Annotated in this window: 22 protein-coding genes and 1 tRNA gene; 13 read left to right on the top strand and 10 right to left on the bottom strand. The window is 34.6% G+C overall.

Annotated features, from left to right (window positions below):
* The first annotated feature begins 55 nt into the window (after positions 1 to 55).
* From ACEL90_RS00475 to rnc, 7 genes are all read left to right on the top strand, one after another.
* The gene (locus tag ACEL90_RS00475) at positions 56 to 307 is read left to right on the top strand and encodes a cold-shock protein (protein WP_006279919.1); all 252 of its coding nucleotides are present in this window, start codon (positions 56 to 58) and stop codon (positions 305 to 307) included.
* 35 nt (positions 308 to 342) lie between these two features.
* Entirely contained in the window at positions 343 to 1,569 is a 1,227-nt protein-coding gene (locus tag ACEL90_RS00470; protein WP_423348987.1) for a DEAD/DEAH box helicase, read from the top strand.
* A gap of 203 nt (positions 1,570 to 1,772) precedes the next feature.
* On the top strand, positions 1,773 to 4,079 hold the full coding sequence (locus tag ACEL90_RS00465) for an AAA family ATPase (protein WP_423348986.1): 2,307 nt from the start codon (positions 1,773 to 1,775) through the stop codon (positions 4,077 to 4,079).
* Positions 4,080 to 4,143: 64 nt separating this feature from the next.
* Complete coding sequence (locus ACEL90_RS00460) at positions 4,144 to 5,040, top strand: class I fructose-bisphosphate aldolase (RefSeq protein WP_038228077.1); 897 nt, start codon at positions 4,144 to 4,146, stop codon at positions 5,038 to 5,040.
* A 5-nt stretch (positions 5,041 to 5,045) separates the two neighbouring features.
* Positions 5,046 to 5,117, top strand: a tRNA-Cys gene (locus tag ACEL90_RS00455).
* A 130-nt stretch (positions 5,118 to 5,247) separates the two neighbouring features.
* The gene (locus tag ACEL90_RS00450; RefSeq protein ID WP_423348985.1) at positions 5,248 to 6,315 is read left to right on the top strand and encodes a quinone-dependent dihydroorotate dehydrogenase; all 1,068 of its coding nucleotides are present in this window, start codon (positions 5,248 to 5,250) and stop codon (positions 6,313 to 6,315) included.
* A gap of 187 nt (positions 6,316 to 6,502) precedes the next feature.
* Positions 6,503 to 7,201, top strand: a complete 699-nt coding sequence (rnc, locus tag ACEL90_RS00445; protein WP_423348984.1) for a ribonuclease III — start codon at positions 6,503 to 6,505, stop codon at positions 7,199 to 7,201.
* A 338-nt stretch (positions 7,202 to 7,539) separates the two neighbouring features.
* Here the strand turns inward: rnc and ACEL90_RS00440 are convergent, their stop codons facing one another.
* From ACEL90_RS00440 to ACEL90_RS00430, 3 genes are all read right to left on the bottom strand, one after another.
* A complete protein-coding gene (locus ACEL90_RS00440; protein WP_264339681.1) occupies positions 7,540 to 8,082 on the bottom strand; it encodes a hypothetical protein in 543 nt (180 codons plus the stop codon).
* Between the two features lie 109 nt (positions 8,083 to 8,191).
* The gene (locus ACEL90_RS00435; protein WP_423348983.1) at positions 8,192 to 8,722 is read right to left on the bottom strand and encodes a phospholipase D family protein; all 531 of its coding nucleotides are present in this window, start codon (positions 8,720 to 8,722) and stop codon (positions 8,192 to 8,194) included.
* Between the two features lie 856 nt (positions 8,723 to 9,578).
* Entirely contained in the window at positions 9,579 to 10,403 is an 825-nt protein-coding gene (locus ACEL90_RS00430) for a hypothetical protein (RefSeq protein ID WP_423348982.1), read from the bottom strand.
* A 159-nt stretch (positions 10,404 to 10,562) separates the two neighbouring features.
* On the opposite strand from ACEL90_RS00430, the gene ACEL90_RS00425 reads away from it, so the two are divergent.
* Genes ACEL90_RS00425 through ACEL90_RS00410 form a run of 4 tightly spaced genes read left to right on the top strand, consistent with a single transcriptional unit; the run spans position 10,563 to position 12,853 of the window.
* Complete coding sequence (locus tag ACEL90_RS00425) at positions 10,563 to 11,201, top strand: HAD family hydrolase (RefSeq protein ID WP_400771318.1); 639 nt, start codon at positions 10,563 to 10,565, stop codon at positions 11,199 to 11,201.
* Positions 11,201 to 11,698: an RDD family protein gene (locus tag ACEL90_RS00420; protein ID WP_265024536.1), complete on the top strand. Its 498-nt coding sequence runs from the start codon at positions 11,201 to 11,203 to the stop codon at positions 11,696 to 11,698. Before ACEL90_RS00425 ends, ACEL90_RS00420 begins: the two co-directional genes overlap by 1 nt.
* Positions 11,699 to 11,757: 59 nt before the next feature.
* Positions 11,758 to 12,234: a bacterioferritin gene (bfr, locus tag ACEL90_RS00415; RefSeq protein WP_077188433.1), complete on the top strand. Its 477-nt coding sequence runs from the start codon at positions 11,758 to 11,760 to the stop codon at positions 12,232 to 12,234.
* Position 12,235: 1 nt separating this feature from the next.
* A complete protein-coding gene (locus ACEL90_RS00410) occupies positions 12,236 to 12,853 on the top strand; it encodes an SURF1 family protein (protein WP_213863315.1) in 618 nt (205 codons plus the stop codon).
* A gap of 30 nt (positions 12,854 to 12,883) precedes the next feature.
* On the opposite strand, the gene ACEL90_RS00405 is transcribed toward ACEL90_RS00410, so the two are convergent.
* Entirely contained in the window at positions 12,884 to 14,602 is a 1,719-nt protein-coding gene (locus ACEL90_RS00405; protein ID WP_423348981.1) for a monovalent cation:proton antiporter-2 (CPA2) family protein, read from the bottom strand.
* Between the two features lie 5 nt (positions 14,603 to 14,607).
* Positions 14,608 to 15,180 (bottom strand): thioredoxin family protein, encoded by a 573-nt coding sequence (locus tag ACEL90_RS00400; protein WP_006279694.1) that lies wholly within the window; start codon positions 15,178 to 15,180, stop codon positions 14,608 to 14,610.
* A gap of 108 nt (positions 15,181 to 15,288) precedes the next feature.
* Between ACEL90_RS00400 and tmk the strand changes: the two genes are divergently transcribed.
* Positions 15,289 to 15,879 (top strand): dTMP kinase, encoded by a 591-nt coding sequence (gene tmk, locus ACEL90_RS00395; protein ID WP_423348980.1) that lies wholly within the window; start codon positions 15,289 to 15,291, stop codon positions 15,877 to 15,879.
* On the opposite strand, the gene ACEL90_RS00390 is transcribed toward tmk, so the two are convergent.
* The 5 genes from ACEL90_RS00390 to ACEL90_RS00370 all read right to left on the bottom strand — a co-directional run bounded on the left by ACEL90_RS00390 (position 15,872) and on the right by ACEL90_RS00370 (position 20,483).
* Positions 15,872 to 16,315 carry a hypothetical protein gene (locus ACEL90_RS00390; protein ID WP_423348979.1) on the bottom strand — a complete coding sequence of 148 codons (444 nt, stop codon included), beginning with the start codon at positions 16,313 to 16,315 and terminating at the stop codon, positions 15,872 to 15,874. The genes tmk and ACEL90_RS00390 overlap by 8 nt on opposite strands.
* Before the next feature lie 56 nt (positions 16,316 to 16,371).
* Positions 16,372 to 16,518: a hypothetical protein gene (locus ACEL90_RS00385; RefSeq protein WP_423348978.1), complete on the bottom strand. Its 147-nt coding sequence runs from the start codon at positions 16,516 to 16,518 to the stop codon at positions 16,372 to 16,374.
* 154 nt (positions 16,519 to 16,672) lie between these two features.
* Positions 16,673 to 18,511, bottom strand: coding sequence for an ATP-dependent zinc metalloprotease FtsH (ftsH, locus tag ACEL90_RS00380; RefSeq protein WP_423348977.1), 1,839 nt, complete (start codon positions 18,509 to 18,511; stop codon positions 16,673 to 16,675).
* 12 nt (positions 18,512 to 18,523) lie between these two features.
* A complete protein-coding gene (tilS, locus tag ACEL90_RS00375) occupies positions 18,524 to 19,819 on the bottom strand; it encodes a tRNA lysidine(34) synthetase TilS (RefSeq protein ID WP_423348976.1) in 1,296 nt (431 codons plus the stop codon).
* A 184-nt stretch (positions 19,820 to 20,003) separates the two neighbouring features.
* Positions 20,004 to 20,483, bottom strand: a complete 480-nt coding sequence (locus ACEL90_RS00370; RefSeq protein WP_182309861.1) for an OmpA family protein — start codon at positions 20,481 to 20,483, stop codon at positions 20,004 to 20,006.
* A gap of 275 nt (positions 20,484 to 20,758) precedes the next feature.
* On the opposite strand from ACEL90_RS00370, the gene ACEL90_RS00365 reads away from it, so the two are divergent.
* Positions 20,759 to 22,180 carry a carboxypeptidase gene (locus ACEL90_RS00365; RefSeq protein ID WP_423348975.1) on the top strand — a complete coding sequence of 474 codons (1,422 nt, stop codon included), beginning with the start codon at positions 20,759 to 20,761 and terminating at the stop codon, positions 22,178 to 22,180.
* Positions 22,181 to 22,187 lie beyond the last annotated feature (7 nt).

Raw genomic sequence — 22,187 nt, 5'->3', positions numbered from 1 at the left:
TTCAAAGTTTTTCATCACATTAGTAATGTTAGTTAATAATTTAGGAGTTGTTTAAATGGAATTTGGTAATGTAAAATGGTTTAATGCCGAAAAAGGCTATGGTTTCATCAAGCCAGAAGGTAAAGGGGGTGACGTTTTTGTACATATTAGCACATTGGAACGTTCGGGAATAAGACCTGAGGCACTTAAAGGAGAGAATAAAGAGAAGGGAATAAAAGGAGAAAGGGTGAGTTATGAGGTTAAAGAGGAGCGCGGTAGAAACGGAGAAGATAAAAAATCTGCAATAAATTTAAGATTGGAAGATTAATCTATTATGAAGTCTTTTAACAGGATTAACGTATTGTGAATAATTTTCATGAGATGGGTCTCCCAGCTTCGCTTAGACAAGCTCTAGATAAAAATAATCTTTTCGTCCCAACTCCGATTCAAATACAAGCGATTCCCTTAGCGCTACAAGGTAAAGATATTCTCGGATCTGCTCAAACGGGGGCTGGAAAAACTTTAGCATTTGCTATTCCGTTGGTTGCTAAGTTGCTGAATGAGCCTAACACTGGTTCAGCTTTAGTCATCGTGCCAACCAGAGAGCTTGCGCATCAGGTAACAAATGAGATAAGAAAACTCTTATCTAAAAATTCTGCACTAAGGGTCGCTTTGTTGATTGGTGGTGAGCCTATTTTTAGGCAGCTAAATCAGCTTCAGAAAAAACCACAAATTGTAATAGGTACTCCTGGTCGTATTATAGACCATATTGAGCGTAAAACTTTGATTACTCGCAATGTTAGCGTTCTTGTGCTTGATGAAACGGATCGTATGTTTGATATGGGCTTTGGAGTTCAGATTGAAGAAATTATGAAGCATTTGCCTAAAATAAGGCAAACTCTTATGTTTTCTGCAACTCTTCCTGGAGATATAGTAAAACTTGCTGAGAAGTACCTTAATCGACCAGAACGTATTTCTGTTGATTGTGAGGTTACAACTTCTGTAAAAATTAAGCAAGAAATTGTTTATGCATCAGAATCAGAAAAATATGAAAAGCTTGTTACACAACTATGTCAGCGCGAAGGATCAATCATTATCTTTGTTAAAACAAAGCGAGGAGCGGATCAGCTAGCTAACAGATTGCACAAAGATGACTATAGCGCTTTAGCAATTCATGGTGATTTAAGGCAGCACAAGCGCGAAAGGGTCATTAATTCTTTTCGTCGTGGCCGTAATCAAATCATGGTTGCAACAGATGTTGCTTCTCGCGGCCTTGATATTCCCCACATTCAACATGTTATCAATTATGATGCACCACAATCGCAAGCTGACTATATTCATCGTATAGGTAGAACTGCACGCGCTGGAGCTGAAGGGTATGCGCTATCTTTTGTTACACCTCAAGATAAGAGAAGACTGCCTGCACTGGCAGACAAAGAAGGAGAGCTAAATTTTGATTGTAGTGTGCAATTAAAAAAACGTAACAGCAAAAAGGTCTTTAAAAGGCCAAGTACGTTAAAGACTAAATACGGTAGAAAAAAGATCAATGCATTTAAGAAGAAAAGCAGAGTACTAGAAAAAGCGTATTAAATAGGATTTACCTGCAATTTGATAAGCGTAAAACTCGTCATTCCGCTACTCATTAGCGGAATCTATGCTGAGATATTGCGGTGCTATGACGTAGATCCAGAGTGGGATTCAAATTGGCTACAGCGAACTGCTGGATTTCAATTTTTTTAATAATTGTGTGCTATTCATTATATATGAGTTCCCACTTTTAAAGAGAATAGGAGATGATTTCCAAAAACTTGGAGGCAAGTTTGAATAGAGCACTATTCATTGCTTCTAATTTTAATCTTAAATATGCGAAAGTAGAGCATTTATTGCTGGCGTTAACTAAAGACGTGGATGTAAATTACGTTTTATCAAGATGTAATATCAGAGCCGATGAAATCATCAGTATGGATAACATTCTATCAAGATGCAATATTAAGGCTAATGATTATAATAATAATATAAAAGGGTTTTTACAAAGCAGTTCTGAATTGATTATCAGTGGAGTTAAACCTAGCTCAATGTTTCAATGCATAATACACAGAGCAATAATACGGGCTCATAGCTTGGGGAAAAAAGAAATAAATGGAGCAAGTGTTCTAGTAGAAATTTTGTCTGGGCAAGATTTATACGTTGAAGATCTATTGCAGAAACAAAGTGCGAAAGATTCCAATTTGATTTACCACATATCTAACATGAAATACTCTAACGATATAGATGAATACACCACTAATCATAAAGTAAAACTTGATAAAAATAATGATGCTCCTACTACAGTAAATAAAGGTGAGCTACTAAAAGATGAGGAAATTCTACAAAGTTATTGTAAAAATTTAAATGACTATGCAAGAAGCAAAAAAATAGATTATGTTATTGGTCGTGATTATGAATTAAATCGCACTATAGAAATATTATTGAGGCGTAGAAAAAACAACCCTTTATATGTTGGAGATCCAGGTGTTGGCAAAACCACAATAGTTGAGGGTTTGGTACTCAAAATCATTGAAAACAGTGTTCCAAGTGCGCTCAGGTCCAGTATAATTTATGCTTTGGATTTAGGGTCACTCCTTGCAGGGACACGCTATAGAGGTGATTTTGAAGAGAGAATAAAATCTATAATAAAAGCGATTGAGGCAAAACCAGGTGCTATCCTTTTTATTGACGAAATACACACTATCATTGGAGCAGGTTCTACAAGTGGTAGCTTTCTTGATGTAGGTAACCTACTCAAACCTGCGCTTGCAAGAGGTACACTGCGTTGTATAGGTGCAACTACATATAGAGAATACAGCAATAGTTTTGAAAAAGATAAAGCATTAGCGAGGAGGTTTCAAAAAATTAATGTTAAGGAATCTTCTGTTAACGAAACGATAAAGATACTAGATGGTATAAAGCACTACTATGAAGGGTATCATGGAGTATATTATACAAAGAATGCCATTAGGTCTGCGGCTGAACTTTCGCATAAGTATATTACTGGGCGAATATTACCTGATAAAGCGGTTGATGTTATTGATGAGGCAGGGGCATATTGTAAATTGCTAAGAAACAGGGGTAAAATTGTAAATAGTAGAGATATTAAGAATGCCATTACTAGAATTACAAATGTGCCTTGCGGATCTGAATCTGATGATTTGCAGAAAGTAAAGTCTTTAAAAGCTAATCTAGAGAAGGTGATTTTTGGCCAAGAGCAGGCAATAGAATCTCTTGTTAATTCTATTAAAATTGCTAAATCTGGGTTGAGAAATTACAATAAGCCTTTAGCAAATTATCTTTTTGCAGGGCCAACCGGTGTTGGTAAAACCGAGCTAGCAAAACAATTAGCAGAAAGCATGGGCATGAATCTTATACGCTTTGATATGTCCGAATATATTGAGTCTCATACGATATCAAGGATGATTGGTTCTCCTCCTGGATATGTAGGTTATGATCAGGGTGGATTACTCACAGAGTCTGTATCTAATAATCAATATAGTGTTGTGCTGCTTGATGAAATTGAAAAGGCTCATAGCGATATCTATAATATATTGCTACAAATTATGGATTATGGTTGCGTTACAGACACTTACGGACGTAAAGTTAACTTTTCCAATATAATCTTAATTATGACAACTAATGCAGGAGCAGCTGAACGCAGCAAAAGTTTTGTTGGCTTTGGGCATAAAAAATTTAACACTGGTGATAGTGAAAAAGCGATAGAACAGGTTTTTAGCCCTGAATTTCGTAATCGTCTTGATGCGATTATTTCTTTTTCTGACTTAAATGCGGATATAATTCTGCATATTGTAGATAAATTTATTCAGGAACTGAAAAAGCAGCTGACGCAAAAAGGCATAAACTACTTGGTAGAGGATGAAGTGAAATCTTATCTTGTACAAATGGGTTATAGTAAGGAAATGGGAGCACGTCCGATAGAGAGACTTATTGAAAAAGAGATAAAAAGTTACTTAGCGGAAGAAATACTGAATCGTAAATTAATAAAAGGAAAGAAATTAAGAATCTATATGAATAAAGTAGAAAATAAAATTGCTTTTGATATAGTTTAAAATCCTTGTATTGAACTTCATCTTTGTTACAATCTATAACTTAAATTCAATTTGAATTATAGTGATAAGTGATAAAGTAAAACAAGTCCTAAGCTACTACGAAAGTGAAAACCCTGGGGTAAAAGCAAATCTTACTCGTATTCTCATGCATGGAAAGCTTGGCGGCACTGGCAAGTTAGTGATTCTGCCAGTAGATCAAGGATTTGAGCATGGTCCAATTAAAAGTTTTGAAGTTAACCCTGATGCTTATGACCCACATTATCATTTTCAGCTTGCGGTTGATTCGGGAGTAAGTGCATATGCTGCTCCACTTGGTATGATTGAAGCTGGTGCTGCAACTTATGCTGGAATGCTCCCACTTATTTTGAAACTTAATAGTTCCAACTCTTTACATTCAAAGGATCTAACCTCTGATCAGGCAATAACCTCTTCTGTGAAAGATGCGCTGCGTTTGGGATGCTTAGCTGTCGGATTTACTATATATCCTGGTTCTGCTAAGTGTTTCGATATGATGGAGGAAGCCCGTGGAATCATAGCTGAAGCCAAATCTTATGGGCTTGCAGTAGTGCTATGGTCTTATCCACGCGGTGAAGGGATTTCCAAAGAAGGTGAAACAGCAGTTGATGTTATTGCCTATGCTGCGCACATGGCAGCTTTGCTTGGCGCTAATATAATAAAAGTAAAACTTCCAACTAAATATTTGGAAAGGGAGAAAATAGAAACAGAAAATATTGAATCATTATCTAAAAGAATTGAATATGTTAAAAGGTCTTGTTTTGCAGGGAAAAGAATAGTAGTTTTTTCTGGTGGTGAATCGAAGGAAGTAGATAACATATACAATGAAGCGAAAGAGATTAAGCAGGGTGGCGGTAATGGTTCAATCATTGGACGTAACACTTTTCAACGCAAAAGGGAGGAGGCTTTATCTATGCTAAAAGATATAATGGATATCTACACATAAAAAACGGCTGGGTGGCAGAATGGCTTATGCGGAGGACTGCAAATCCTTTTATACCGGTTCAATTCCGGTCCCGGCCTCTTTCATTCTCTATATCTTGTAAAAGTTGCTCAATTCAACAGTAGCTTTAAGTGTGTAACCTATAGAGAAAGCTTATCCATAGTAAAATCAATTTCTTTTCAAGTTATGGTTATACTCTTATAGCGTTTCATGGTAAAAAATAAACTAAAAATAAGCAAAGTGTTTTACAAACGTAATTTACTATTTTTACTACAGCCCGAAGTTGCTCACTCTTTGGCAATTATGGCATTAAAGAAAATACCTTATAAGAATCCTATAGAGCTACCAGAATCTTTGAGTGTGAATTTTTTTGGTAATAAGCTCAGAAGCCCCGTAGGTCTGGCTGCAGGTTTTGACAAGAATGCAGAAGTTATAAGGCCTATGCTCTCATTTGGTTTTGGGTTTATTGAAACTGGTACTGTAACTCGTAATCCACAATATGGAAACAAAAAGCCAAGAATTTTTCGGTTAATTAAAGATCAAGGGGTAATTAACAGATTGGGATTTAACAATAAAGGAATAGACTACTTTCTTAAACAAATAGATAAAACCAAGCTTGATGATTGCATTTTTGGCATCAACATAGGAAAAAACAGTACATCAAAGGACCAAATCAGCGATTATGTTGACTTAATAAAGATAGTATATGGAAAAAGCAATTATATAGTGCTGAACATCTCATCCCCAAACACGCCTAATTTACGCAATCTGCACAATAAGCAAGAATTATCGGAATTGTTGAAATCCGTAACTCTAACCCGGAAATCAATTGATAATTCTAAATCCATACCAATAATATTAAAAATCTCACCAGATATAGATCAGCAAACGAAAGAAAATATCGCTGAGCTTGCGTTGGAATATAAGATTGACGGATTAACAGTGAGCAACACTACGATCAGTCGGAATAACTTACATTCCCACCACAACGAGAGTGGTGGGTTGAGTGGCAAACCGCTGTTTAAACTTTCAACCGAGTTATTGAGCGATATGTACAAACTTACTAAGGGCAAAATATTGTTGGTAGGATGCGGAGGAATCTCAAGTGGTGCTGATGCATATAAAAAAATAAAGGCAGGAGCTTCTTTGGTGCAGTTGTACACTGCTCTCATATACCACGGACCTCAAGTTGTAAACAAAATTAATCTAGAACTTGCAGAACTAATAAGGAGAGATGGATTTAGTAACATTAGTGAGGTGGTGGGTTGTATACATTAAACATCTTCTCTGTCACCTAAGTAGCCGACACTGGAATAACATCGATGAATCATTATTCAAATAATGGTTATGCAAGAAGTCTATTAAACTGTATATTTTGGAAGTTGTTGGTATTATTTTAATAAAACAAAACTAATTCTTTGGTATAAAGGTGTGGTAGGAAGTGTTATTCTTTTAAATAATGGGTATGAAGAGTTTAAATGATGCAATATCTAAGATCATTGATTATAAATTTACAAATTATGCAATATTAGAAGAGGCACTAACTCACCCAAGCGTAAATAAAAGGAATAGCAAAAACCAGATTGTAAGCTACGAAAGACTAGAGTTTTTGGGCGATAGTGTTTTGAATATGGTTGTATCTGCCACACTGTTTAAACTATTTCCTGAAGAAAAAGAAGGAGCATTGGCAAAAAGAAAGACGGATTTAGTTTGTGGCAACACCATTGCTAATGTTGCTAAAGAAATAAAATTAGGCAGCTTTATCATCATGAATAATAGTGAACGCTGCAATGGAGGGAGATGTAACTTAAAAAATTTAGAAAACTCGCTTGAAGCACTAATAGGTGCAGTTTATATTGATGGCGGGCTTGAAAATGTTGAAAAATTTATTATCCAATATTGGGAAAAGCTAGCTAAAGGCATGCTTGACCCCCCTCAAGATCCTAAAACCTCACTGCAAGAGTGGACTCAGAAAAACAAATTGCCTTTACCAGAGTATGAGCTTGTAAAACAAACTGGACCAGCGCACAATCCTGAATTTACTATATCAGTTTGCATAGAAGATTATGGTAAAGTTTCTGCATGCGCTTCTAGTAAAAAGATTGCTGAACAAAAAGCTGCTGAGTTGATGCTAGAAAAAATTGGAAAAGACGCTTCAGTTTAGGCAAAATAGGCATTAATGTAAATTTTAAGGAAGCTAATAGCGTTTAGGGTAAATGGTCAATTTAAGGAGAAGCATAGTATTATTCATAAAAAAGTTGATCTACCAAAAATCAAGCCTTATGTAGTGGAATATCAATGGCTGTTGTCGGAGATGCGGAAAAAAAGAAGTAGCAAGTTACCAAAAGGTGTTATGCCAGATACATTTGGTCCAAGAGTTGTTTTGTGAAGTTGACAGAGTCAAGGAGAATGAAAGTTTTAAAAAATAGCATATTTTTTAATTATAAAAATTTGATATTAACTGTTGTTGGTTGATTGAGTAAAAACCAGTGAATGGTCACGTTAAAACATATTTTTAAATTTCTGCCAAAATCCTGGTTTATTATCATTAACCTTTGTAAATGTTATATTTAAACTGTATTTCGGATCATTTGGCACGTCGTATTTTATGCTAAATGTTGAAACTTTATCGTTATTGTAAATATGTACATCATCATATGATAGCTTTGTTGTGTAACACTTTACATACTTTTGCTTATCATGCACTAAATCACCTGACTCCCTTTCTAGTTCCACAAATTTCGTTTTTTTCTGACATTCCTTCATTTTTATTAAATCCTTATCTAGTGATATTGAAACTGGCAACGTATTTCCAGCATATTCTTTAGCTAAAAGTTCACTTTGAGGATACATTTTTATTTCCCTGCCAAAATGTGAGTCTATGAAATTATTACTCCAAAATTTATCGCCAGAATGCACGTACTCATCAGTAGCATACGGCACCCCACCATGATTGCATTGAACTTTGTAATCTCCAACACCGTTGTTTTGAAAAAAATCATGAATAGCAGTGTAGCTACCGGCAGCATCATTTATATAATCCACTACTTTATCCCTTAAATTTTTAGTTCATTATATCATAATCATTATGCCAATCAATCAAAAAAGCTCTCCCTTGCTGTTTTTAAAACTGATTTTGAGCAAGCGCTCTCGATTAGTTGGGAGCGTATTTGTAAGATTGTGACATTCGTGCCTCCCAGTTTTTCACATACTGCTGAATCAATTCAGGATAATCTGTAATAATTAATAAATTTTCAGCATTTCCTTTTTTAGCTGTCTTACTCAGGTTAAACGACCCTGTGATGACTTTTTGATTGTCAATAATCATTATCTTATTATGAGAAATCTTTGGCTTATCATCGATCCAAATTGGTACTCCACCTGAAAATAATTCATTTATAACACTATATTTTGAGTAGAGTTGCGATTTATCTAAGATGACTTTAACATCAACACCGCGTTCTTTAGCATTAATCAAAGATTTTGCAACTGTTCCAAGAGTAAATGTATATTCTTGAACTAAGATAGATTTTTTAGACTGATCTATTACGTTGATTATCGGTACAGCACAATCTTCTCCAGGTGAAAAGCAAACCGTAGCTTTTGGGCAGGGCGAAAATATAAAACCCGCATAGTAATACAGAGAAAAACACATTAGCAAGAATAAAAAGTGAAAAAGCCTCACAACAACCCACCCCCGGATATACGGCGATAGGCTACATTATAATTTAATCACCTGTCAATAGACTTCTTGCATAGTTTTTGGCAACAACCGTTAGAAACGAAAAAACTTACTTGACAAACTCCGCCAGCCCCCTTATCATGAAACTGAAGGTATTCAGTTATCTTCATCTGTGCAGATTAAACAGCAAGAAAACAACGTAGTTGGCGTCTTATTTTTAATTTTTTGCACTATGTGCACCTTATGTCTTCACAATATTCTAGGTTTTTACCTACACAAGCTGAAACGCGCTTATAAGTCGTTTAAGACAGTATAGTACGCCAATTTGCAGGATTAGGGAGTGACAACTAGCTAACACGGGGTTTCTTTTGCCTTTTTTTCTGCTTAGTAAATTTCTTAAACATTTAAACTAAGGTGAGTTGCATTTAAAAGCAGCTAAATTGCAGTGTTTAAGACTTAAAAAACGCCAATGTTCTAAAATAGATATTAGCTGGGGCTTCTTTTGCCTTTTTTTTCGCTTGGTAAATTTCTTAATGTTTATAGCTAACATGAAGCTAAGTACGAACTTTGTTAAATACAACAAATGGTGTCATCCCAGTGCTCCTTTTTTTGTCATCCGAATAGCTGACACTGGGATCTATTTTGCATGTAACCCCAATTGTGTTTTGGCATAAAACGCGACGCGTATTAGACTTATTTGCAAGCAAAGCTTGCTAGATCCAAGTAGTCAGGGCACTGGGATGACATCATAGGGACACTGGGATGATACCCTGACAATCGTCATCCCGCTACTTGTTAGCGGATGAGATACCGCGGCGGTATGACGGTTCGTGGCGGTATAATGAAGCTTGAAAGCGGATCACCTTTCACGACCCGTGTTTACTTCATTCACTTTAGGAGTATTAATAGGCGTTATTGCCGAGTTCTCAAGCTTTGTTGCCTGCCTCAAACCCTCGCTTACACTTTTGTCCTTTAAAAATTCATCAAGCTGCTTACTCTTTTGTTGCTCTTCGTTATTTGACGTATCTCTTTGAGCATCTTCTTTCATGCCACGAGCATTCTCTACATCCTTTTCACCTTCACCTAAAAATTTTTCTAATATTTTCTTAACAAAGCGCTTCAGAAGACTCAAAAACCCTTCTTCTTTTTGATTTTCTTGTGGTTGAGGCGTGTTATCTTTTTTGTCCGGCTCAGTGTTGAGCTTCTCTTTTACAGAACTCTTGCTCACTGAGGGATTAACGGTTTGTGAATCGTGCTCTGATGCTGTTTGCACAGAAGCTTCAGTAGTCTTTTTTTGTGTATTATGTTCAAGGTCTTTAACTGCTGTTGTAGTTTTTCTCGGAGTGTCTTGGAATTTTTTGTCACTTTTTGGCTCTGCAACTTTTTCACTTGTGAAGATGCCCTTCCCTTTATATTGTTGGTCAAGCTCAGCAATTCTTTCAAAATCTTGACGTACTTTTTCATCTGCACGTCCTTTTTGACTTTCAAATTTCTGACTCAATTCTGCAACGTTTTTCATTTTGTTCTCAAGCTCCTTACTTTTCACAGCTTTTAGAGCCTCTGTTCCTTTTGCGATATAATTAACCTTCTTTTCTAATGAGGTACCTTCTGGAAAAGCACTTGGAGAACGTTCAAAAACATCTTTAAACTTTTTTTCAACACTTTCTTTAGATGTCTGGGCCATACCTGTTACCTATTAAAACATATCATATAACCAGTATGTTAGCTAATTATATAAAAAACAGTTAACATAACTTGTGGTAAAGAGTAAGAGCGTCCTATTTATATTTTTTTTATTAAAATGTTATTTACTTATTAATTTAAAATATATAACAATATAGAAATGAAAAACAGCCCATTAGCAGTAGTATTCGATTGGGATAATACCTTAGTTGACACTCAAGATAACATTTTTAATGCTATTAAGCATACCATAAACTCAATGGGGTATAGTAATAAAGCTGCCGATAGAAATTCCCATGAGTCGAGAAAGAGCTATATGGTCAATTTATTTGGCGATCAGTGGAAAAAAGCGAATCAGATATATCAACAATATTTAGATGATGCACTATTGCAAAACATTGCTTTAAATCAAGGAGTAGAGAAAATGTTGCAGACACTGAAAAGCCACAATATTTATCTAGCAATAGTAAGTAATAAGAAAAATACTAATTTACGTAAAGAAGTTGCCTATTTTAAACTAGATTCCTACTTTGAAAGAGTGGTTGGGTCATGCGATACTGCAGAAGATAAACCATCTGCAACCCCACTGCTATTTGCATTAGAAGAGAGTACGTTGCCTATAAATAGAGAAAATGTGTTTTTCGTTGGTGATAGCATCACAGATGTTCTGTGTGCACAAAATGCCAATTGTTTACCTATTATATACGGTCAATCAATAAGCGGTTATGAAGATTTGTTATGTTTTCAACATTTTGATAAACTTACAGATTTTGTAATAAAGTATTTAGAAGATAGGTAATGACCGCTGTTACAGAGATTGCCAGTATAACAAGACGCTTTTGCGCATATTTGATAGATAGAGCAATTTTATTAATTCCAAACTTATTAATCAGACTATTGTTAAAGAATTTTCCGTTAATTTCATCTATGTGTATAGATTGCAGTTACTTCACATATTTTATATCTTCAAAAGCCCAAGCAACTCCTGGTCAGCAATTAATGAACATACATACCATAAGCTTGGACGGTTCTAAAATAGATTTGAGTTTAGCATTTGATAGAAGCATTTCTCAGTTTTTTCTTTCTCTATTATATAACATAATAGTTATCCTTATCGAGCTTTTCCAAGAACAGGACGTGTTAATAAACGCTTTCGATATATTAATAGTGCTACTCACTATATTAACGGTGCTGCTCACTCTCTGCTGGTATCTAGTTGCTTGCTTCTCTAAGAAAAAACAGACATACCACGACATGCTATTTAATACGGTTGTTATCAAAGGAACTATTAAATGAGTTGCTATAACTATCGTTATCATATAAATTATGCTGATGAATTGAACTAAGGGAAGATTATGAATGAAGAGATAGTAAAACATTTGAACAAATTATTGACCAATGAGCTGACTTCTGTACGCCAGTATCTTTTGCATTTTGCGATTCTCAAAAACAATGGAATTAATAGACTTGCAGAAAAGGTAAAAAATGAGCTCAACGAAGAACTTGAACATGCAAACAAGTTGGCAGAAAGAATTTTGTTATTTAAAGGAGTCCCAAATTTTCAGGATACAAACGAAATATCAAAGTATGATGGAAAGTTTACAAAAGACACAATACGGAAAATCTTAGAAGCTAATTTGAAATTAGAGGGAAAAGGTATTAAGGATATCAAAGAAACGATTTCTATCGCTGAGAAAGAAAAGGATTTTGTTAGTGTAATGTTATTAGAAGAGATGTTAAAAAATGAAGAAGAGCACTTTCATTGGATTGAGAAACAGATCGATCTTATTGAACTAATGGGTGTTGAAAACTATTTAAGAACACAAATATAGAGTGTTAAAAAAGATAGTATTTATTTTAATTATACCTTGCTCACTTCTTTTTTTATTAGGGTTATGGCAAATATTCAGATTGAACTGGAAGAATAATATTATTAAAAGTATGAGTCTTCCAGTGGTTCATCTATTGCCCAATAACGACCTTGAAAAATTTAACTATAGGCATGTCAAGATTGATGGGATTCTAAGTGACATAGAACTATATGTTTTTGCAGGGCAACACGGCTATCACGTGCTGTCTCCTATGTTGCTCACCACTGGACGTTACATGTTGGTGAATAAAGGAATAGTCGGAGAAAAAAAGGAGAAAAAAGTAAAAATTGAAAAAGTAGTTGCAGATGGAATTTTATATTGCGATAGCAATAAAAGTAAAAATTGGTTTATCAAGAACGATACTGCTTCGAATACATGGTTTACCCTGAGTACAGAAGAAATTTCCAATGAGTTAGGTATTAAGCTAGAGAAGTGTGTATTGTGGCCGAACAATTTTGGCAGCAAAGTAGCTATACAGCCAATGAAGCATTTGGAATATGCAATCACTTGGTTTGCACTTTCCTTAATTTGGTTGATTATGTGCGTAATTTACTATAGGCAAAACCTCAATAAAGCTTGAAGCTTTCTGTACATAAAATTAGAGAAGTAGTTATTCATCTTTATCACTACCAAGGTCTTTTAACATACTGTAATTGCCTTTTCTGAATCTACTTTTTAAAGACGTAACTCCACTTTCGCTAATACCACTAAGGCTCAGTGCAGCTCCACCTAGCTGCAATCCTATCTCAGATGTTTCAGGAATAATTTTACTAGCTCCTAGATCTCTATAAACCTCCACATTACTCAGATCTGGTAAGCGTATTACAATATTTACATGCGGAAAATTTGCTGCAACTAAAGAAACAACTTTTTTTATAGTAACTTCATTCTTTATTGAAATAACGAGAGCTTGAGCTCTTTCTATTCCTACCGATTTTAAAATTTCACATCTTGTAACATCTCCAAGATATATAGGAAAACTATCACTTTTTCCTTCTTTGACTATTTTCGATTGAATATCTACAACAACGTAACTTAAATGCTCTGCCGTAAGCATTTTTGTTACCATATATCCCACTCTACCAAATCCAGCGACTATCACATGGTTATAAAGATCTTGTGTATCTGTTTCAACAGCTTCATTATCTAATATTGTTTTCTCAGTGCTAAATGAGTTTGCTATCCAATCTCCAAGCCCCGATAAAAGAGGAGTGAAAGCCATGGTTACTGTAGTTACCATCATAAGTACTTGAGCGATTTCACTTGGTAGCACATTTAGCTCATCTGCTAAGCGAAACAAAATAAACGCAAATTCACCGCCTTGTGAAAGCAGTAACCCAGCTTGTATAGCAGGTGCACTCTTAAACCCAAAAAATCTACACAATATATATATAATAGATGTTTTTAAAACGATAAGGATAATCGATAATAAAGTAATTAGTGGTAACTTATTGAGTAAAAGTTCGGTATTGATGGACATACCAACAGTCATGAAAAATAAGCCAAGAAACAAATCTTTAAATGGCAATACTGCGTGTTCTACTGAGTGTCTATATTCTGTTTCTGCAACTAACAATCCAGCAACAAATGCACCTAATGCTAACGATAAATGGAATTGCTCAGTAATAAATGCTGCTCCTAATACTATTAAAAGCGTTGTTGATATAAAGATCTCATTACTTTCCATTTTAGCAATAACCGAAAATAAAGGTCTAAGCAATAATCTACCAGTTATAAATATCAGCACTAATGCAATAGCTGCTTGCACCAATGAACCTGCCAATGAGCTTATCAGGCTGTGCTCAGAATTGCCAGTAAGTAAAGGTACCAATACTATTAATGGTACCACTGCAAAATCTTGCATTAATAGCACTGCTATCGACAATCTACCAACCTGACTTGCTTGAGAACCTTTTTCTTGCAGAACCTGCAACACTATTGCTGTTGAGGATAGCGCAAGCCCACCACCAATAACTGTTGCTATATTCGTATTCACTCCGAAAGCAAGAGCGATGCACCATATTGCTACCATGGTAACTATAACTTGAAGAGAACCGAACCCAAATACATGAATACGCATAGCGATCAGGCGTTCAAATGTCAATTCAAGGCCTATAATGAATAACAGAAAAACTACACCAAATTCTGCAAGATTATCCATTGCTTCAGCTGAGTGTATCAGATTAAATCCGTGAGAACCAATAACTGCACCTGCAACGAAGTAACCAAGCACTGGACTAATATTCATTTTCCAAAATGCTATGACTATAAACACAGCAGCAGAAAGCAAAATTATAATATCAAACAAATGCTGAGAGCCACTGTGCATGATATTTAACCTGTAGAATTAGACCATTTAATTGAGCAGCCAATACTTGATTTTTGGTCAATTGGAGAATTACCAGTTTCTGCAATAAATTTCATAGCTTGAAATAAGTCACTACTTCCTACTTCATAGCTTTGAACCTTTTCTTTTTTTGTGTCGTTAAAACGTCCACGATAGCAAAGGTTTAAATTGGAATTAAAGCCGAAAAAGTCAGGAGTGCAAACAGCCCCGTATTCTTTAGCTATTTTCTGTGTACTATCAATTAAATATGGAAATGTAAACTTATTTTCCTTGGCAAAATTAATCATATTTTCAAAGGAATCTTCTGGATATTCATTTACATCATTTGGCATTATTGCAATGGTGTTTACCTGATAATCTTTTTTCAATTGATCAACATCGCTTACCAGATTGCTAATAATTGACTGAACGTAAGGACAGTGATTGCATATAAACATTATAATAAGACCATTTTTTCCACAACAGTCACTTAATGCATAATATTTATTGTCTACTCCCAAAAGATTAAAATCTTTTGCAGTAAAACTAAAATCGACTTTAGGAGTATTCAGAGCAACCATAGACTATTATTATACCATATGTAATTTACGGTCTTATTATTTAAATGTCAAACGGTTTCTATGTATACTGTTTGCATATTCTTTTTTAGTATTATAATTATAAAACTTATGTTCATAACTTTCGAAGGAATAGACGGCTCTGGTAAAACAACACAATCTAAGCTACTTGCAAATCATTTTAAGCAAATTCACGGCGAAAATAATGTGGTATTGACTCGAGAACCAGGTGGCACTGATTTTGCAGAAAAGATAAGAGGAGTGTTGTTAACGAATAACATTGATCCTATTTCTGAACTCTTGCTACTTATCTCGATGAGGCGCGAACATATGAAAAAATTAATATTACCAGCTCTTGCAGAAGGAAAAATAGTGATTTGTGATCGGTTTATTGATTCAACTATTGCATATCAAGGATATGGGTTTGGAGTTGACTTAGGGCTAATAAGGGACTTACATAAGCTAGTGGAAATTAAATATCCAGATATTACATTCATTCTAGATGTTGATGTTAAAGTTGGTTTAAATAGAGCAAAAGACAAGAATAAATATGAAGAAATGGATGTTAATTTTTACAATAAGGTCAGAAAAGGATTTCAGGAAATAGCCATAAAAGAGCCCGTTAGGTGCAGTGTTATCACTGGAATTGAAACAAAAAATGATAATCACGTACACAATAAAATTATTGATAAAATCACCTAGCTTGTGATAGAAAATTATCAATTTCAGGTAACATTATTTCATATGAATAACTTTTTGTTTGAGTAGCTAAAAAATCCTGTATTTTGTCTGGATCTTCTTCACTTATCATCTTATATGCCCTTGCGAGGTTCATTAATTCACTTCTATTTTTTTTATTGCTTACTTCAGTAATAGTAAAAAATTGATCAAAATGGTCTAAGAGGCCTTTATCGTCAATTTCTTTCACATATAATGCAAGTTTGTGTGCTTTACTACGATCTTCAAAACAAAGATTAACAAGCACGTTACGAAACCTATCTTTCGTAGTACTTCTCACTTCTGCTAATAAGGACTTAATATTTTCTTGGCAATGCACTCTCTTTACCGATTCAGCCGGTTCAACCATACCAAGAACATTCTTTACCAAAGATTTTTCTTCACAACTAAATATGAACATGTAATAACCCATCGATAAAGTGAAGAGCAAGAACATAGCCGGAAGTAAAAACGGAGCTAATACATTTTGTGACGCAGGGAAATAAACCAGGTAACAGTTGCTATTGACACAGTTACAAATAATCCTGATAAACATAATTGTGCTTTTCTTCTATAATTCTGATCAATAACTGTACTTACACCAATAGAAGCTATATCAATCATTACTCACACCTCATTAAACATTAATACTAACTGAATGATAGCATTATTGTGATGAAAATGCAATATTATGAATATTTTAATACAATTTATATTGACAGTTACAATTCTGAATGTTTTATTGCAGCGTTAGCTGATTAGCATTTTTAAGATGAGGTCAACTCTCATAGAGAGAGGATTTTTTTATTTTCTCATTCTTCTCATTTTCCTCTCTAACAATTTTTTTTCCATTTAATATGTCCTTTATTTCATCTCCTGTTAAAGTTTCAAACTCCAGTAGATTTTCAGCAATAAGCTCTAAGCCTTTCATATGCTTGGTCAAAATGTCTTTTGCTTTTTCATAGCAAGAAGACACAACTTTCTTCACTTCTTCATCTATAAGTTTTAACGTATCTTCAGAAATTATGTCAGAACCATGTATGGTTTGTTCGCGATTGTGATAGATCGGACCTATTTTGTCACTCATTCCCCATTTTGTTACCATAGAACGTGATAAATCTGATGCTTGTTTTATATCCGAAGATGCACCGCTTGTGACTTTATCATAGCCAAAAATTAGCTCTTCTGCCACACGTCCACCCATTGCAACAGTTATATCTGCTAGCATCTTTTCTCTTGTGAGGGACACTCTATCTGTTTCTGGTAGTCTCATCACTAAACCTAGGGCTCTACCCCTTGGAATAATAGTTGCTTTGTGTATCGGGTCAGAGGCAGGCATGTTGATAGCAACTACTGCATGACCAGCTTCATGGTATGCAGTCAGTCTCTTTTCCTCTTCTGTCATAATTAGGGATCGTCTTTCTACGCCCATCATCACTTTATCACGTGCATATTCGAAATCATCCATGGTAACAATCTTCTTGTTTCTTCTTGCAGCGATAAGTGCAGATTCATTCACCAAATTTGCTAGATCAGCCCCTGAAAAACCTGGTGTTCCTCTTGCAACTGTTTTCACGTTTACATCTGGTGCTATTGATATTTTCTTTATATGAGCATTTAATATCTTTTCACGCCCATTTATATCGGGTAAAGAAATAGTAATCTGTCGGTCAAAACGACCAGGTCTAAGCAGTGCTGGATCTAAGACATCCGGACGGTTAGTCGCAGCAATTATTATTACACCTTCGTTAGACTCAAAGCCATCCATCTCAACTAATAACTGATTTAATGTTTGTTCTCTTTCATCATTGCCGCCACCAAGACCAATGCCACGATGTCTACCCACCGCATCTATTTCATCTATAAAAATTATACAAGGAGCATTTTTCTTGCCTTGATCAAACATATCACGAACACGACTTGCACCAACACCCACAAACATTTCAACAAAATCAGATCCAGAAATACTAAAGAATGGCACATTAGCTTCTCCTGCAATTGCACGAGCAAGTAAAGTTTTACCAGTTCCAGGAGAGCCGATCAAAAGGCACCCTTTTGGTATTTTTCCACCTAATATTTGAAATTTTTGCCTTTGTTTAAGAAAATCAACGATCTCTACTAGCTCTTCTTTTGCTTCATCAATTCCGGCAACATCATCAAATGTTACTTTTTTTCCACTAGTCATGAGTCTAGCCCTTGATTTGCCAAAGCTTATAGTTCTGTTGCCCCCCGCTTGTGTTTGTTTAAGAAAGAATAGCAAGAAGCCAATAAAGATAAATGTTGGGACCCATGAGATAAGTAATCCACCAATTACGTTCATGGCAGAATCTCCAGTTGAAAAGGAGAATCTCACTTTTCTATCATGTAAATTTTTTATTAGGTCGCTATATATGACACCGCTTGAATTGAAACTTGAACCGTCCCTGAACTTGCCTTCAATGCTCTGGTTTTTTATGACAATATTTTCTACATCATTGTCTTCTAGTCTAGTTAAAAATTCCGAAAAAGGTATAATTGTTTTACTTTTACCTACATTTCCGCTGAACTGAATATAAGCAACTGAAATAAGAACAATAATTACTAACCAGATCAATAAGCCTTCTAAAAATTTTTTCATTTCTATTTCTAACTAAATACTAATCAAGCTTACCAAATTTTGTTTTATCGTGCTATTAATAATGCATTGAGCCTTATCGTCATTGGTATTTTTTTCGTTATAATTTACATCAGGATAAGCAAGCACCTTTCCATCTTTTAGCACTACAGGCAAAGAATAGAAAACTTCAGGGCAGCAGTTGTAATCCTTCAGAAATTCAGGAACTTTTTGTGTTTTTTTTAATGGAGCGATGATAACTGAACACTCTTGATTTCCGAGTATTGTGCAGCTAAATCTGTTATCCCATTGAGTAGGTTCATTTAAAGGTAGATTTACGGTAATTTCTTGTATCCTTGACGATTCTCTAATTATCAAGATATTTTCTCCATGTTTTCTTATTTTACACCCAGAAAGTGTACAGTTAACATTACTATCCTTTTGCAATATTTTGTTAAATATTACGATAAGGCTGTTGTACCTTGGTTTATAATGTTTACTGGCAATTGCCATTATGGAGTAAAGAAAAAGCCTCAAGGCTATTTCCTCTGGCAATTGATAAAACTCACTTAGTTTAATTTCAATATAACCAAGATCATGCACATTAACGCAGTCATTAAACGCAAGGCGTGTGTAGTGCATCAACGCTTTTGCAGCTCTTTTCATATGAAGGGCTGTGAGGCATATTCGCTCTGTTAAAATCTCTTGATTATCACTTGCTTTAAGTAAGTTACGGTATAAAGTTCGCCTGTATTTTAAGTCATAGTTGCTTCTATCTTCGATCCATTTTAACCGATGAAGCTTAGCGTACTTTTCTATTTCACTACGACTAAAATTTAACAATGGCCTAAATATATAAATACCATTTAGGAAAGACTTGTAGTCCATTGATGATAATCCATCTACGCCACTACCTCGCTCTAATCTTAACAAGAACGTTTCTGCTTGATCATCTTTGTGATGAGCAACAAGTAAATATTTAACATTATTATTCCTACACCACTCTGCTAGTAACTTATACCGTGCTTTTCGTGCCTGTAACTGAATATTGCCTTTAATATTTTGCTTCTCCCAATTTAATATGAACGATTCCTTTGCTCCAAGTTCCTTTGCATAACTTACAACAAAATCAGCTTCTTTTTGAGACTCTGGACGTAACCCATGATTTACTGTTAATGCTGTAGGAAGTGAAAGCTTGTTTTTTTTTGCCCAGTTAGTCATTAAGTGCAGTAAGACTATACTATCTACACCACCTGATACTGCAACTGCAACTTGATTGTTATAGAAAGCAAAACTATTAACCACATTTTGAAATAATAACTCTAATTCCATTATGTCTCTTGATGGCCAGACAGGTCAGATCTCTTACGTCATACCGCGACTTATTTGTGGTATATATAGATCCCGCTAACAAGCAACGAAATATGACAAGTTTGTCCTTTTTTGTCTACCCCAGTGCCCTTTCTTTATGTCATCCCAGTGTTTGACACTGGGATCCAGGTTTTAATGCAAGAAACTATTTCTTTATTCCAGAAAATGAAAATTCCACTCTACGATTTTTAGCATGCTCTTTTTCATATTTAGAATTTCTAGAATCATCTTTTACATTAACCAAAGGCTCAGTTTCACCTTTAGAAGCAGTTTTTATTCTGTTTTCTATGTAGGGTGTACAACTAACCATAAATTTTTTAGCTGCATCTGCCCTTCTAGCGCCTAGCGCAAGATTATATTCATGAGAACCACGGTTGTCAGTGTGACCAGTTAAAGTAACCTTCGCGTTAGGGTTATCTTGTAACACCTCCATTACGTCAAGTAATGCATCTGCACTTACTTCAGCAATACTAGATTCATCATAACCAAAGAAAACTCTTTTATCACCTATCTGCTTAACAACAGAATTTATTTTATTTGTTGTATTTGCTCCTTTTTTTGGGCAAGAACTTACACCAGTAAGTAATAAACAAAAACAGCACATTATAACCAGTCTACTCCACATTACTAAACCTCCATAAATTTTAAATAGTGCGTAACTTTAATTTCAGTAGCTAATATCTCTCCATACTGTAATATAGTCAAGAGAAATAAAATACTAAGTACTTTTTCTACAACCTTACAATTAATTTTCCTACAATATGCTGGACTCTGAGTAGAAAAATCCAATAAAAGAATAAAAAGTACAATTTTTTATTGTACTTTAAGCAAATATACTTTTAACTTTATTATTAATCTATTACGGTATTAAACAGATGTTTTCTAAAATAATGAACAAATATGCAATCTTATAAGTTTTTAGAGGAAGTATTATATAGGGTAAAGAATATCGAAAATACGCTAAAAGTACTAAACCAAAGCCAATTGAATATAGAGGACAAAGTTGAACAAATGAGTCTTCTAGAAGAAATCAGACATGAAATTATCTCTCATGACGCAATAAAGGAATCATTAGCAGATGCTCTTGGTAACAAAAAAAGTGCAAATACTCAGCAGCTAAAGTTAATAGAGAGAATACATAAAAGCAACAGTGCTGTTCCTATTGATTTAGTAAAGTCTTTATCCAAAGCTAAGGTTGAATGCCAAAATTTATGGAAGCTATCTCATTCTGAAACCAGTAACTTAGAAAAACTAAAAGAACGTTTTACTGATTTAATCACACTCATTCGCGAAGTAGCTTCTATAAAATCGCAGCAATTAAAATGCTCAAAATACGACTCACTGCTTGCTGACTATGACTCTGATATCACAGAAAAGAATATAAGGGAAGTATTCCCCAAGGTAGGCAAATTTTTTAGCGAAAATGTAGATAAAATAATTGAAAAGCAGAAAAAGGATAAGGTTACTAATATACAAAAAGTTGCTACTCAGAAACAGATTGAACTTGGCTCATTATGTTTACAGCAAATGGGTATTGCACTAAATGAGATTCGTACTTCTTATTACTACCCTATAGATTATGATGAATCTGATTTTTGTTATGGTTTATTTTCACTTTTACGGCATAGTGGTTATGCAATTTATCAAAAATGTTTAGCGCAAAATTCTATAAGTAGTCCAATTACGAGACATGTTATGTATGAAACTCAAGGGTTATTCATGGAAAGGATGATTGGAACATCCAGAGAATTTATTGAGTTTATTCAACCACACATAAAAGAGAAATTTGCTATAAAAGGCAAAACTAACGAGAAAGTTAGCAGTGTTGAAAATTTGTACTTGATTTTCAATGAAATAAACCTTTCTTCTTTTTTAAAAAGTGCAGATGAATTTAGTCTGTTAGCTCATATTATGTTGAGAACTAGGTTAGAACAAGATATAATAAACGGTACATTGGAAGTCAAAGACCTGCATGATGCGTGGCTGGAAGGTATGAAGCACTATAAAATTCCAGTAAAAGCTGAAAATGAGCTAAACACTTATTTTCAAGATGAATATTGGGCAAGCGGTGTTATGGGCTACTTTCCTATAAAAATTATTGCTTTAATTGCTGCTGTGCAGATTTTCTCTTGCGTTAAAAAGAATCATTACGAATCATTAAGTGCTATAATAAAAGGAGATTTTGGTTTACTTATCAGTTGGTTATCTCAAAATATATACAGTGCAAAGTGTGGCCTGGAACTGCTAAAAAAAGTAACAGGTAAGGGTTTAGACGTTGAGTGTGTTACTTACTACTTATCTGAAAAGTATAATTTGTCTTAATAAATGG

This window comes from Wolbachia sp. wLmal (genome assembly GCF_049435495.1).
GTDB classification, from domain to species: Bacteria; Pseudomonadota; Alphaproteobacteria; order Rickettsiales; family Anaplasmataceae; genus Wolbachia; species Wolbachia pipientis.
This window is presented reverse-complemented; position numbering and strand designations above follow the sequence as displayed.

What these genes read in the sequence shown, in the direction of transcription:
- rnc (WP_423348984.1), top strand. Translation starts at nt 6,503, where the DNA reads ATGAAGAGTTTAAATGATGCAATATCTAAGATCATTGATTATAAATTT.
- ACEL90_RS00385 (WP_423348978.1), bottom strand. Translation starts at nt 16,518, where the DNA reads ATGATTGATATAGCTTCTATTGGTGTAAGTACAGTTATTGATCAGAAT.
- ACEL90_RS00465 (WP_423348986.1), top strand. Translation starts at nt 1,773, where the DNA reads ATGATTTCCAAAAACTTGGAGGCAAGTTTGAATAGAGCACTATTCATT.
- ACEL90_RS00450 (WP_423348985.1), top strand. Translation starts at nt 5,248, where the DNA reads ATGGTAAAAAATAAACTAAAAATAAGCAAAGTGTTTTACAAACGTAAT.
- tmk (WP_423348980.1), top strand. Translation starts at nt 15,289, where the DNA reads ATGTTCATAACTTTCGAAGGAATAGACGGCTCTGGTAAAACAACACAA.
- tilS (WP_423348976.1), bottom strand. Translation starts at nt 19,819, where the DNA reads ATGGAATTAGAGTTATTATTTCAAAATGTGGTTAATAGTTTTGCTTTC.
- bfr (WP_077188433.1), top strand. Translation starts at nt 11,758, where the DNA reads ATGAATGAAGAGATAGTAAAACATTTGAACAAATTATTGACCAATGAG.
- ACEL90_RS00370 (WP_182309861.1), bottom strand. Translation starts at nt 20,483, where the DNA reads ATGTGGAGTAGACTGGTTATAATGTGCTGTTTTTGTTTATTACTTACT.
- ACEL90_RS00425 (WP_400771318.1), top strand. Translation starts at nt 10,563, where the DNA reads ATGAAAAACAGCCCATTAGCAGTAGTATTCGATTGGGATAATACCTTA.
- ACEL90_RS00365 (WP_423348975.1), top strand. Translation starts at nt 20,759, where the DNA reads ATGCAATCTTATAAGTTTTTAGAGGAAGTATTATATAGGGTAAAGAAT.
- ACEL90_RS00430 (WP_423348982.1), bottom strand. Translation starts at nt 10,403, where the DNA reads ATGGCCCAGACATCTAAAGAAAGTGTTGAAAAAAAGTTTAAAGATGTT.
- ACEL90_RS00405 (WP_423348981.1), bottom strand. Translation starts at nt 14,602, where the DNA reads ATGCACAGTGGCTCTCAGCATTTGTTTGATATTATAATTTTGCTTTCT.
- ACEL90_RS00400 (WP_006279694.1), bottom strand. Translation starts at nt 15,180, where the DNA reads ATGGTTGCTCTGAATACTCCTAAAGTCGATTTTAGTTTTACTGCAAAA.
- ACEL90_RS00390 (WP_423348979.1), bottom strand. Translation starts at nt 16,315, where the DNA reads ATGTTCATATTTAGTTGTGAAGAAAAATCTTTGGTAAAGAATGTTCTT.
- ACEL90_RS00475 (WP_006279919.1), top strand. Translation starts at nt 56, where the DNA reads ATGGAATTTGGTAATGTAAAATGGTTTAATGCCGAAAAAGGCTATGGT.
- ftsH (WP_423348977.1), bottom strand. Translation starts at nt 18,511, where the DNA reads ATGAAAAAATTTTTAGAAGGCTTATTGATCTGGTTAGTAATTATTGTT.
- ACEL90_RS00420 (WP_265024536.1), top strand. Translation starts at nt 11,201, where the DNA reads ATGACCGCTGTTACAGAGATTGCCAGTATAACAAGACGCTTTTGCGCA.